Source organism: Collinsella aerofaciens ATCC 25986, assembly GCF_964237925.1.
Taxonomy (GTDB): domain Bacteria; phylum Actinomycetota; class Coriobacteriia; order Coriobacteriales; family Coriobacteriaceae; genus Collinsella; species Collinsella aerofaciens_BJ.
On sequence record NZ_CAXSKI010000009.1, the window covers coordinates 11,900 to 23,854 of the forward strand.

8 protein-coding genes are annotated in these 11,955 nt (G+C 58.6%); 4 read left to right on the top strand and 4 right to left on the bottom strand.

Annotated features, from left to right (window positions below; genetic code table 11):
• The first annotated feature begins 200 nt into the window (after positions 1 to 200).
• Complete coding sequence (locus ACESWY_RS05730) at positions 201 to 1,202, top strand: LacI family DNA-binding transcriptional regulator (protein WP_346964012.1); 1,002 nt, start codon at positions 201 to 203, stop codon at positions 1,200 to 1,202.
• Positions 1,203 to 1,459: 257 nt separating this feature from the next.
• Here the strand turns inward: ACESWY_RS05730 and ACESWY_RS05735 are convergent, their stop codons facing one another.
• Together ACESWY_RS05735 and lacG (ACESWY_RS05740) are read right to left on the bottom strand one after the other, a co-directional pair.
• The gene (locus ACESWY_RS05735; protein WP_022094682.1) at positions 1,460 to 3,220 is read right to left on the bottom strand and encodes a PTS lactose transporter subunit IIBC; all 1,761 of its coding nucleotides are present in this window, start codon (positions 3,218 to 3,220) and stop codon (positions 1,460 to 1,462) included.
• Between the two features lie 176 nt (positions 3,221 to 3,396).
• A complete protein-coding gene (gene lacG / locus ACESWY_RS05740; RefSeq protein ID WP_022094683.1) occupies positions 3,397 to 4,839 on the bottom strand; it encodes a 6-phospho-beta-galactosidase in 1,443 nt (480 codons plus the stop codon).
• A gap of 350 nt (positions 4,840 to 5,189) precedes the next feature.
• Between lacG (ACESWY_RS05740) and ACESWY_RS05745 the strand changes: the two genes are divergently transcribed.
• Positions 5,190 to 6,218: a LacI family DNA-binding transcriptional regulator gene (locus ACESWY_RS05745; RefSeq protein WP_368141375.1), complete on the top strand. Its 1,029-nt coding sequence runs from the start codon at positions 5,190 to 5,192 to the stop codon at positions 6,216 to 6,218.
• 276 nt (positions 6,219 to 6,494) lie between these two features.
• Here ACESWY_RS05745 and lacG (ACESWY_RS05750) read toward each other — a convergent pair whose 3' ends face one another.
• Entirely contained in the window at positions 6,495 to 7,934 is a 1,440-nt protein-coding gene (lacG, locus tag ACESWY_RS05750; protein WP_373093282.1) for a 6-phospho-beta-galactosidase, read from the bottom strand.
• 66 nt (positions 7,935 to 8,000) lie between these two features.
• Positions 8,001 to 9,767 (bottom strand): PTS transporter subunit EIIC, encoded by a 1,767-nt coding sequence (locus tag ACESWY_RS05755; RefSeq protein WP_373093284.1) that lies wholly within the window; start codon positions 9,765 to 9,767, stop codon positions 8,001 to 8,003.
• Positions 9,768 to 10,124: 357 nt separating this feature from the next.
• Between ACESWY_RS05755 and ACESWY_RS05760 the strand changes: the two genes are divergently transcribed.
• Complete coding sequence (locus ACESWY_RS05760) at positions 10,125 to 11,129, top strand: LacI family DNA-binding transcriptional regulator (protein ID WP_373093286.1); 1,005 nt, start codon at positions 10,125 to 10,127, stop codon at positions 11,127 to 11,129.
• A gap of 214 nt (positions 11,130 to 11,343) precedes the next feature.
• A complete protein-coding gene (locus ACESWY_RS05765) occupies positions 11,344 to 11,682 on the top strand; it encodes a PTS lactose/cellobiose transporter subunit IIA (RefSeq protein ID WP_055252615.1) in 339 nt (112 codons plus the stop codon).
• The last annotated feature ends 273 nt before the right edge of the window (positions 11,683 to 11,955 follow it).

Genomic DNA, 11,955 nt, shown 5'->3' on the forward strand with positions numbered 1-11,955 from the left:
GCTCAAGGAAGGCATTGCGAAATGACAACGTTGTCATTTCGTTAATGACAACGTAAGACATTTTTCGAAGAGCAACAAGGATTTACAGGTGAACGGTCGATATCGTCCGATAAACGGTTGATTTGTCAGTCGGGCAGGTAGTGTATGCTAGAACGCAAAAAGCAAGCGATAGAGAACCGAGTGGAGAAGCAGTGGCAACGATGGACAAGAAAAATGTCTCGATGAACGATGTGGCGATTGCCGCGGGCGTTTCTCTCAAGACGGTGTCGCGTGTGATCAACGAGCCCGATAGCGTGCGAGAGTCGACACGCGATAGGGTCCATGCTGCCATGGAAGCGCTTGGGTTCCGGGCGAACTTTGCCGCGCGTTCACTCAAGTTGGGCCGTTACGGGTGCATCGGCGTGGTGCTGTTCCACTTGTCGGGCGGCAACGTGGACATGATTGACGGTATCGCCGATGCCGCCGCAGAGCGAGGCTTTGCGCTCACGATGATTAAAAAGCGGGCGGGGGAGAAGATGACCCTTGCCGAAGCGGCACGTAGGATGTCGCAGCTTCCCGTCGACGGCATGATTTTCAACCTGCGCCAGATGATCGATGACTTTGATACCTTTGAGGCGCCGAAAGACCTCAAGACGGTGATTATCACGTCGATGGAACATCCTACCTGCTCTACCGTCAGTGACGACCAAGAGGGCGGCGCGCGCATGGCATGCGAGTACTTCTTGAATCGCGGACACAAGAATGTGTACTTCGTCTCTGGTAAGAAAGAGTCGCTGTCGAGCCAGTGCCGTATGAAAGGTTGGCGTGCGGCACTCGAGACGCGTGGCATTGAGCCGCCCGAGCCTCTGCAAGGCGATTGGAATGCGGATAGTGGCTATGCTGCGGGCCTTGTGCTTGCCGATAAACCCGATTGCACGGCGGTCCTTGCGGCTAACGACTGCATGGCAAACGGCGTGATGATGGCTTTACGTGACAAAGGGCTCAGTGTGCCCGACGACGTGTCCGTGATCGGCTTCGACGATGAGCTCTACAAGACGATTCCCAACTCGATTCTGACGTCGGTGAAGTTCCGCCACCGCGAGCTGGGCGTCCGTGCGCTTAATGAGGTCGTCGCAGGTCTGGAAGCCCCGAGCTCCAGAAGCCGTACGCTTGTCTCGGGTGTGCTGGTCGAGCGTTCCAGCGTAAAGGACTTGCGGGCGTAGACGTGCTCGGCCTATTCCGTTTGTCTCGATCTGTAACAACTAGACGGTCAAAAGTGGTCTACATGTTACAGATTGAGATTTTCGGCTTGGCCTGTGCGTTCATCTCGATCTGTAACAGCTAGGACCGAAAAACTCGGCTAGATGTTACAGATTGAGATGAACAGGAGGACGGGTGCGGTCTAAACAAAATGGCCCGCGCATCACACATCGATGCACGGGCCATTTATTGTCTGCAAGCGGCAGGTGGTGTCAGCGTCTTATGCCTCGAGGTTTTCCTCGATCCAGGCGACGGCGCCCTTGGGATCCTTAGTGAGGTCGATGTACTGTTTGCCCTTGGGCGACAGCAGCGTGATGCCCAGGCGGTCGGTGTCGGCCTTCATCTCGTTGTAATAGGTGCGAACCTGCGGAGCCAGGACGATGACGTTGTACTGGTCCATGATGGCGTAGTGGCTGCCGTAGGCACCGGCGTTGGCGGTAATGTCGATGCCCAGCTCGTCGGCGCCTTCCTTAAGCGCGTTGGCGAGCAGTGCAGAGGTGCCGGCGCCAGCGCACAGAACCAGAACCCTCAGATCCTTGCCCTTAAGGGCGGACGGAGCTGCGGAGGCCTCGGTGGCAGAAGCGGTCTCGACAACAGGAGCCTCAACGGCGGGGGCGGCAGCGGTCTTGACGGCCTTGGTCTCCTCGGCCTCTTCTTCGGCCAGGGTCTCGGCCTCCTGCTTGCACAGGACGTTGTCGTAGGCCTTGCAGAATGGGTAGTAGATCAAGAAGTCAACGACCAGCAGGACGACAACCAGGACCAGAGAGATCGGCTGGAAGTTGGTGTCGATGAAGGTGCCGATCGGTCCGGGGAGTGCCCACGGCATGGCATAGATAAAGCCGTTCATGCCCAAAAAGTCGATGAAGAACTTACCAATGAGGACGTTGGCCACGGGGGCAAACAGGAACGGGATCAGGAAGTACGGGTTGAGGATGATGGGCGCGGCGAACAGCAGCGGCTCGTTGACGGCGAACATCACGGGTACGACAGAGGCTTTGCCGACGGCCTTGAGCTGCTTGGAGCGCATAAAGAGCAGGAAGATGATCGGGACAATGAACGTGGCGCCGGTGCCGCCGAGTTCGCCGATGTAGTTACCGAAGTTTTCGGTCAGGGCGAGGGCGGGGTGACCGCCGGCCTGCAGCGTGGCGAGGTTGGTGGTGATGTTGCCAAACAGCGCGGCGTTGAGGGCAGGCTTAACGACCGAGGGGCCGTGGATGCCCATGAACCAGAACAGCGGGATCATGAACCAGATGAGGGCGAGGCCGGCGTAGGAATCGGCAGCGGCGAACAGCGGGCTCACCAGCGTGGAGATGACGTTGGCAAACGGGACGGCCAAGCAGGTGCGGCAGATAACGTCGATGACGGCGACAAACAGGATGGAGAAGCTGAAGGCGAAGATGTCGCGGAAGTTCTGGGCGATGGCGCCGGGGACTTCTTTGGGCAGCTTGATGGTGATGTCTCGCTTAATGCAGAAGGCATAGATGTTGACCGTGGCAAATGCGGCGACAAAGGAGCTCAGCAGGCCCTTGGTGCCCATGTTGTCGGTAAAGAACACCGAGACATCGGCGCCGTCGATCTTGGCACTCGTCTGGGTAACGGCCAAGATGAGCATAGCGCACATGGCGGCGACCATGGTGCTCGTGGCGTTGATGGCCTTGCCGGCAGGCATGCGGCGGTTCTTGGAGCCGGTCAGCGCGCTTGCGGTGGTGCCGGCGACCATGATGCCCACGACGCCCATCGTGAAGTTGTAAACCTTGTTGCAGAAGTTCACGACGTCGACGTTCCACCAGTCGGGCAGCGTAAAGCCGCCGACCGTGGCGACAACGCCCGGCAGGGTCGAAATAAGCAGGAAGACAGAAGAAGACAGGATAATGGGCATTGCTGCCAAAAAGCCGTCTTTAATGGCCTGAAGGTAGATGTTCTTAGAGACCTTGTCGAAGTACGGCTGACCTTTCTCCAAGAACTTAACGATCGATTCCATAGTTCACGCTCCTCTTTGCATGAAATCTTAATGGCATGGACGTTGAAAACCTATATGGTCTCCCGCTTGCTAAAAGCCCGGGTGCAGGCGGGGTCGGTCCCAGGGGGAGAGAGGGGAGCGGCTGGGTTTGTATCGCATAGGGCCGCTCCCTTCTCGGGGGAAAGCGAGGCGATGCGCTACTGCGCGTCCGCCATAGTGTCGGCGAGCTCCTTGTACCAGAGTGCCGACTGCTTGATGTAGCGTTTTTGCGTGTCGAAGTCGATGTAGAACAGGCCGTAGCGCTTGTTATAGCCATTGGCCCACGAGAACTGGTCCTGCAGGCTCCAGATAAAGTAGCCCTGGACGTCGACGCCCTCGGCGCGCGCCTGGAGCACCTTCTCCATGTGCTGGTCGACAAAGTCGATGCGCTCGGGATCGGCGACGATGCCGTTTGCGTCGGGCTCGGGGTCCTTGTGGCCCAGGCCGTTTTCGGTGATATAGATGACGGGGAGGTTGGGATAGGTGGCGCTGATGTGCTTGAGCGTGTCGTAGAGGCCTTGCGGGTAGATGAGCCAATCCCAGTCGGTGGTGGGGATACCCGGCATATCGACCTGCTGCCCGACGCCCTTAAACTTAAAGCACGAGGTGCCCTTGTCTCCGGTGCCGTTAAAGCTGTTGGTTGACTCGCCATCGTAGGCGGCGATAAACGCCGACTGATAGTAGTTGAGGCCGAACATATCGTTGCGGGGCGCCGCCTTGGCGAGCTCCTCCATGTCGCTGTCCTCAACCGTAAGTGTGGCGTTGTTGGCACGCAGAATCTCGTTGATGAGTGAGAGGGTGCGCGCGGAGTAGTGACCCAGGAAGGCGCCGTCCATGATGAAGTCGGTGTAGAAGGCGTTGTACAGGTCGGCGGCGTGCTGGTCGGCGGGCGAGTCGGTGGCAGGATATGCCGGCGTCAGGACGTTGACCATGCCAATGCGTCCGCCCAGGTGCTCGGTCTCGTCAAGATCCTTATACAGGTTGACGGCGCGGGCGTGGGCAACGAGCTCGTTGTGCTGGCTCTGGATGCCGCTCGTCACATCAAAGTGATGGTTGGGCGGGAAGTTGCCTTGGATGTATTGGGAGTGCGAGAGGCTGATGAGCTCGTTGATGGTGAACCAATTCTTGACCTCGCGGAACTCGCGGAAGCAGAACTCGGCATAGCGCACATAGGCGTCGACGGTCTTGCGGTTGAGCCAGTCGCCCTGGTTGAACAGGGCGGCGGGGGAGTCAAAGTGATGCAGGGACACATAGGGCTCGACGCCATACTTTTTGCAGCAGGCGAACAGCTCGTGGTAGTGCTTAACGCCCTCGGCGAGGGGTTCGGCATCGTCGCCGTTGGGGAAGATGCGGGTCCAGGCGATGGACACACGGATGGCGTTGAGTCCATGCTCGGCAGAAAGGCGGATATCCTCCTCGTAGCGGTTGTAGAAATCACTGGCCGGGTCGGGCAAAAAGCGACCCTGGGCGACAAGGTAATCGTCCCACATGGTCTTACCCTTGCCTGCCACCTTCGTGGAACCTTCCGTTTGGTACGCGGCGGTTGCGGCGCCCCAAACAAAGCCCTTCGGCAGCTGCTGTACGCGGTTTAGCAAAGACATATGCATACACCCTCTCGTCTCGCTGTTCGATATTGTGCGTTTGCGCTTAGGAGGCTCCCTGGTTAGCGTTCAGCGGTGAAAAAGCCCGATAAACACTATCTTAAAATGATTAGAACCAAAATGAGCACGTGAACATTTGACAATGAGCACGTTAACATCCGGCTGGGATGTATAGAAACAAAACAACTTCAAACAGCCGCGAACGGTTGTATTTGTTCGGTAAGCGGTTTTGATTGACAGAAGTTTTCATGTTGTGGTATATGGCTCGGGTATCATGAGCACGTTATCAATGTATGTACGATGCGCCATGGGCGCGGGGAATAGTTGGGAAGCAGGTTAGCGTGGAAGGCATGGATCAGCAGACAAGGAATGGTCGTTCGGCGAGCGCGGCAGAGGTTGCGGCGCTCGCTGGCGTGAGCCGCCAGACTGTGTCTCGCGTGGTCAACGGTATGCCCAACGTGGCGGAAAAGACGCGCAAGCGTGTGCTGGCCGCCATGGAAGAGCTGGGCTTTCGTCCCAATTTTGCTGGAGCGGCGTTGCGCGGCGGGTCGTATCGTTCTATTGGCCTGTGCATGTACAACATCACACGTGTCGGTAACCTGGCGACGCTCGAGGGTATCATGCAAGCGGCGCGCGAGCACGATTTTGCCGTCACTATGATCGAGATGGGCGGCGACAAGCCCTATGCACTTGCCGATGCCTCGCGCCGCATGGTCGAGCGACCCGTCGACGGCATGATTCTCAACATGAACCGCATGGCTCCCGATTTTGAGGAGTTTGTTCCCCAGCCGGGAATGCGAACGGTCATCCTGTCCATGTATGCGCATCCGCGCTGCACGACGATCGACTCCGACCAGTATGGTTCGTGCGAGCTGTTGACCAATTATCTGCTGGAACATGGTCACTCGAATATGCGGTTTGTGGCGGGTCCGGAAAACTCGATTTCCTCGCGTTTTCGTGAGGCCGGTTGGCGCGATACGCTGGGTCGTGCTCATGTCGATGCCGCTCCGATGCTGCGTGGCGATTGGAGTGCGGACAGTGGGTACGCCATGGGCGAGCGGATTGCGGCCGAGGTGCTTGCCGGCGGGTCGCAGGCGCCGACTGCCGTGCTTGCGGCAAATGACCAGATGGCGCTGGGCGTTATCGCCGCGCTCGAGAACGCGGGCCTGTCCGTGCCCGACGACGTGAGCGTGGTTGGTATCGACGACGCACTCGAGGGACTTGTTCCTCACAATCGGCTGACGACGCTGCGATTTGATTTGCGCGGTGTCGGTAAGCTTGCGTTTGAGGCGGCGATTGGAGAGAGCTCGTCTATCGAGGCGATTCATGTGCCGAGCACGCTGGTCGAACGCTCGACTGTTAGGGACATACGGGGTTAGGTCCTACTCCGTTTGTCTCGATTTGTAACAGGTAGACGGTCAAAAGCGGGCTACGTGTTACAGATTTAGATTCTTCGGAAAGAGCAATCCTGTTCGTCTCAATCTGTAACAGCTAGGACCAAAAAACTCAGCTAGATGTTACAGATTGAGACGAACGGCTTCCGACCTGAACAAAAAGGTCGGGGGCGGCTCGCCGTGTGACGTGCCGCCCCCGGCTGAGAAATGGGGACAGGTTATGTGGGCGGTGCAACTCCGCCAACCGCTCGTCGCAAGCCGCTAGTCCAGACGACGGGTCTGCGCCACGTGCTTATACCAGTATGCGCTTGCCTTGGGCGTGCGCTTCTGGGTTTCAAAGTCAACGTAGAAGAAGCCGTAACGCTTGTTGTAGCCATTGGTCCAGGAGAACTGATCCTGCAGGCTCCACAGGAAGTAGCCGCCCACGTTGACACCCACCTCCATGGCCTTGAGCAACCAGCGCAGGTGCTGCTCGATGTAGTCGATGCGCGGCTGGTCGTCCACAAAACCGTCCTTGTAGGGGTCCTTGTAGCCCATGCCGTTCTCGGTGATGAAGATCTGCTTGTAGTTGGGGTAGCGCTGCTTAATGTAGACGAGCAGATCGAACAGGCCCTCGGGATAGATGATCCAGTCCCAGTCGGTGGTGGGGATACCAGGCTTGTTCACATGCTCGCCAATACCCTTAACGCGCCAGCGGCCGGTGCCCTTCTCGCCCGTACCGTTGTGGTGCAGGTCGTTCTCGCCATCGTAAGCCTTCAAAAAACGGCACTGGTAGTTGTTAACGCCCAGGTAGTCGTTGTAGAGCGCGGCCTCGCGCATGATTTCCAGATCCTCGTCCAGGATCTCGATGGTGCCGCCCGAGACGGCAGCCAGGCGGTTGGCGCACTCGAGGGTGTCGGGGGCATAGTCGCCGCGGAAGGTGGCGTCGAGCAAGAACTGGTTCTGCAGCACGTGCTCGTTGTTGGCGGCTTTGATGTCGGCGGGGTCGTTCTCGTTGAGCGGATACTTAAACTCCAGCGACTGGATGACGCCGATCTTGCCCTTAAAGCCGCCGTTGTGGAAGGCCAGCACGGCCTTGGCGTGGGCGAGCATCATGTTGTGCTCGCACTGGAAAGCCTCGGCCAGATGCGCCTTGACGCCACCGGGGAAGGTGCCCTCGATGTAGGTGTTGGAGGCGTCGGCCCAGATCTCGTTAAAGGTGAACCAGTAGGTCACCTGGTCGGCGTACTCCTTAAAGCAGAAGGTGGCAAAGTCCACAAAGGCGTCGATGGTCTCGCGGTTGAGGAAGTCGCCCTTCTCAAAGAGGGACAGCGGCGTATCGAAGTGATGCAGCGTGACAAACGGCTCAACGTGGTGCTTGTGGCACTCGGCGAAGAGGTCGTGGTAGAACTGGACACCCTCGGGGTTGATTTCGCCGGTACCGTTGGGGAAGATGCGGCTCCAGGCGATGGAGAGGCGGATGCCGTTGATACCGAACTCCTCGCACAGCTCCAAGTCGACGGGGTACTGGTTGTAGAAGTCCGAAGCGGGATCGGGGGAAAAGCGCCCCTGGGCCTCCAAGAAGTCGTCCCAGGCGACTTTGCCCTTACCGTGGGTGCGGGTCTCGCCCTCTACCTGGTAAGCAGCAGTGGCGCCGCCAAAGACAAAGCCCTCGGGAAACTGCGCAGGCGGGTTGGTGACGCTAGCGGGGTTAACGGACATGATGATCCAATCGTTTAAATCGAAGGACCAGCCGGTCTTGGATGGTCGGCTGGCCCTGAGCGTTACTTACTTCGAAAGCTGCTCGGAGACGAAGGCGAGAGACTTATCGCCGTTCTGGGAGAGCTCGATGTACTGCTTGCCGCGGCAGGCGACGCACTTGTTGCCCACGCGCTCGCAGTCCTTCTGCAGGTCGGCCAGGTAGCTTGCGGCCTGCGGGGCCAGGACGACCAGGTCAAAGTCGGGAAGCATGTCAACGTGGTTGCCATAGGCCTCGGCAGCGGTCTCAAGATTGATGCCGCGCTCTTTGGCGGCCTTGGCCAGCGCGTTGGCGAGCAGGCCCGAGGTGCCGCCACCCTGGCAGAGCACGAGCACGCGCTTGCCGTTGAGGTCACTGGCGGCCGTTGTCTCAGTGGCGACAACGGCGGGAGCGTCGGCCTTCACGGCCTCGGCAGCAGCGCCGGCGGCAACGCTCTTGGCATCGGCCTTGCCCTGGAAGGCATCGTTGAGCTTGGCGGCCTTCTCGGCGTTCTTGGCGGCGAGCTCCTCCTGGGAAATCTCGGCCTCCTCGGCGCACTTCTGGGCGTCGTAGGCACGGAAGAACGGGTAGTACAGAACGAAGTCGACGACCAGGATAAGGGCGAGCATCACAAAGGCGAGCGGCTGGAAGCCCAGGCCCATGATGGTGCCGATGGGGCCGGGGACAGTCCAGGGCAGGGTGTACATAAAGCCGTTCATGCCCAAGAAGTCGATAAAGATCTTGAGGATCCAGATGTTGGCGATCGGGGCAAAGACAAACGGGACAAAGAAGACGGGGTTGAGCACGATGGGCGCGGCGAACAGCAGCGGCTCGTTGACGGCAAAGCAGACGGGGACGATGGCGGCCTTACCGACGGCGCGCATCTCCTGAGACTTGGCCAGGAAGCAGAACATAAAGACCAGGACGAGCGTGGCGCCGGTGCCGCCCATGCAGACGACGAAGTACTGGGCACCCTGGGTCAGGACAGCGGAAGCGTGCTGGCCAGCCTGGAACGCAGCCAGGTTGTCGGTCATGTTGGCAACGAGAGCGGCGGCGATGGCGGGCTCGACGATCGAGGGGCCGTGGACGCCCACGAACCAGAAGAGGCTCATGGCGCCGTAGATCACAGCGAGGCCGATGTAGCCATCGGCAGCGGTGAACAGGGGCTGGAACACTTGGATGACGCCCTGGGCAAAGCAGAAGCCAAAAGCAGCGCGGAAGACGATGTCAAAAACCCAAAAGACGGTGATGCAGACGGAGAAGGGGATGATGTCCTTAAAGGTCTGCGAGATGTTGGGCGGAACCTGCTCGGGCATCTTGACGGTGATGTTGCGCTTAATGAAGAACTTGTAGATGATGCCGGTCACAAACGCAGCGATGAAGGCGGTCAGCAGGCCCTTGGAACCAAGGTAGGTGGTGTTGAAGCCGCTGGCGGCGTCCGTGGCGACCGTGTCGCTCGAAAGGAGCAAGAAGCCGATGATGGCCGCGCACATGCATGAGATAAAGTTAATCTGGTTATTCTTGGGCAGGTCGCGGTTCTGAGCGTCGGCGAAGTGCTTGGCTGTGGTGGCGGCGCAGGCGATGGCCAGGATGCCCATGGAGTAGTTGTAGCACTTCCACAGAGCGTTGTTGATGTCATCGGGCCAGTAGAAACCCCAGATGTTGGGGACCGAGGCTACCAGGCAGAAGATGGACGAGAAGATGATGATGGGGATGACGGAGATAAAGCCGTCGCGGATCGCCTTGAGGTACTTGTTGCGGGCGATCGCGTTGAAAAAGGGCTGGCCCTTTTCGATGATGGCGATGAGTTGCTCCATGCAATGCTCCTAAGAGTCGGTGGGTTAGCAACGATGGTAGCTTTTGACGTTCGGTTGCCAAAATGTTGACGTTGCCATTTTGTGACACAAAAAAAGACGCGAACCGGTGGTTCCTGTGCCTGCGAACCGTCGATTCCTTACGCGTAAACGTTTGAGCCGCCCGGTGGCTCTGTGTTTGCACAATGGCAACGTTAACATTTGGGCGACAAAAGCCGTTCGGGGAAGCAAAAATGTCGGTGAACGGTAGGTTTTGGGTGGTGAGCGTATGGTGGGGGAGGCGTTAGATATACTTGAAGACGTTTCATTTGACTGCGTAGGGTGCCACCAATGGCATCGTTGACATAGAAAGATCGACCTATGGCCGCTGTTAAAAAATCGGTATCCGTCAAAGACGTGGCGCGCCTCGCGGGCGTCTCGGAGCAGACGGTCTCGCGCACCGTGCACGATTCGCCCAGTGTGCGCCCCGAGACCAAGGAACGCGTGCGTGCCGCCATGCGCGAGCTGGGGTATCGCCCCAATTTCGCCGGTCGATCGCTGCGCCGTGGCAAGTTTAAGACCGTCGGCGTCGCCATGTTCAACATTACCGGTACCGGCAACCTCGACCGTATGGAGGGCTTTGCCGCCGCGGCCGACAAACATGGCTATGCCATCACCCTCACTAAAGTAGATGGACATCCCTATACCCTCGAGAGCGCATCGTCGCGCATGAGCGCGCTGCCGGTGGATGGCATGGTCGTGATCATGAATCGCATGCCGGCGGACTTTGGCACCTTCGAGCCGCTGCCCGGCATGCAGACGGTGCTCGTTACGATGCTGGAGCACCCGCTCTGTTCAACGGTCGATAACGACCAGTTCGATTGCTCGCGCCAGGTGGTCGAGTACTTGCTGGGGCGGGGGCACAAGACCGTGCACTTTATCTCGTGTCCCGAGCGCTCGCTTTCGGGCATGCGGCGCGAGGAAGGCTGGCGCGAGACATTGCGCGCGCATGGCATTGAGCCACCGCGACTTATCCGTGGCGATTGGACGGCGCAGAGCGGATATGCCGCAGGTCAGGCCCTGGCGGATGATCCGACCTGTACGGCCATTTATGCTTCCAACGACGCCATGGCCTACGGCTGCATTCGCGGGCTCGAGTCGCGCGGAAAGCGCGTGCCCCAGGACGTGAGTGTGGTGGGTGTTGATGACAGCCTGGGCGATATCGTGCCCGACCGTCGCCTGACCACGGTGCGCTTTGACAACAAGCGCGTCGGCATGTGGGCGGTCGACAAGATTGCCGGCGCCGAGGGCGTTGCGCCCGGTGTGGAGCACATGCTGTTTCCGGGCGTGCTCGTCGAGGGCGATACGGTGCGCGATGTACGCTAGGGCGCAGGTCTGTTTGGGTTGCCGCTAATTGTGTTCGATATTGTTCAGATTGGTTTAAAAACCGTTCACGGGCGAAAAGCGACCGTTCATAGCTCGAAATTACGTTTTACGCTGTTCTTTTTTGTTTGAATGTTATTGTTTCTGTCATACACAACGCAGCGCGTATGCCCGGACGCGATGCTCTCCATTGGTTCATATGTGAAAGGAACGCAATATGGCAACCAAAGAAGAAATCTCGATGGTTGGATTCGAGATTGTCGCATATGCAGGTGACGCCCAGACCGATCTGCTTGCAGCGCTCGATGCTGCTCGCGAGGGTGACTTTGAGAAGGCCGAACAGCTGCACAAGGATGCCAGCGATGCGCTCATCGGTGCCCACGACACGCAGACCAAGCTGCTTTCGCAGGAGGCCGGCGGTGGCGAGATGGAGATGACCTTCATCATGGCTCACGCTCAGGACACTCTCATGACCACTATGATTCTGGAGAAGCAGGCCCGCTTTACCATCGATGCTTACAAGCGCATCGCCGAGCTCGAGGCCAAGCTCGCCTAACGAGTCCGCACAATCAAGTCCCCTTCCAAAAGCTCTGCCGCTACCCGCGGCAGAGCTTTTTCTGTCCTCCTCCAAGTTGCGGTGAAATGGGGACTGAATAGGGGCCGGCGGGCGCAAAACAATCCCTATTCCACCGCAACTCATCCGGAGATAGTCATTGGGGACAGTCTTGGTGCGCTCTGTTCGTCTTCCCGTTCGTTTTTTGCTCGGTGGGTATACTTCCTTTCGCATTAAGCCCCGGACTGAGGAGGTATCCAAATGCCGGATAACGGG

What these genes read in the sequence shown, in the direction of transcription:
- ACESWY_RS05730 (WP_346964012.1), top strand. Translation starts at nt 201, where the DNA reads ATGGACAAGAAAAATGTCTCGATGAACGATGTGGCGATTGCCGCGGGC.
- ACESWY_RS05755 (WP_373093284.1), bottom strand. Translation starts at nt 9,767, where the DNA reads ATGGAGCAACTCATCGCCATCATCGAAAAGGGCCAGCCCTTTTTCAAC.
- ACESWY_RS05735 (WP_022094682.1), bottom strand. Translation starts at nt 3,220, where the DNA reads ATGGAATCGATCGTTAAGTTCTTGGAGAAAGGTCAGCCGTACTTCGAC.
- ACESWY_RS05760 (WP_373093286.1), top strand. Translation starts at nt 10,125, where the DNA reads ATGGCCGCTGTTAAAAAATCGGTATCCGTCAAAGACGTGGCGCGCCTC.
- lacG (WP_373093282.1), bottom strand. Translation starts at nt 7,934, where the DNA reads ATGTCCGTTAACCCCGCTAGCGTCACCAACCCGCCTGCGCAGTTTCCC.
- ACESWY_RS05765 (WP_055252615.1), top strand. Translation starts at nt 11,344, where the DNA reads ATGGCAACCAAAGAAGAAATCTCGATGGTTGGATTCGAGATTGTCGCA.
- lacG (WP_022094683.1), bottom strand. Translation starts at nt 4,839, where the DNA reads ATGTCTTTGCTAAACCGCGTACAGCAGCTGCCGAAGGGCTTTGTTTGG.
- ACESWY_RS05745 (WP_368141375.1), top strand. Translation starts at nt 5,190, where the DNA reads ATGGATCAGCAGACAAGGAATGGTCGTTCGGCGAGCGCGGCAGAGGTT.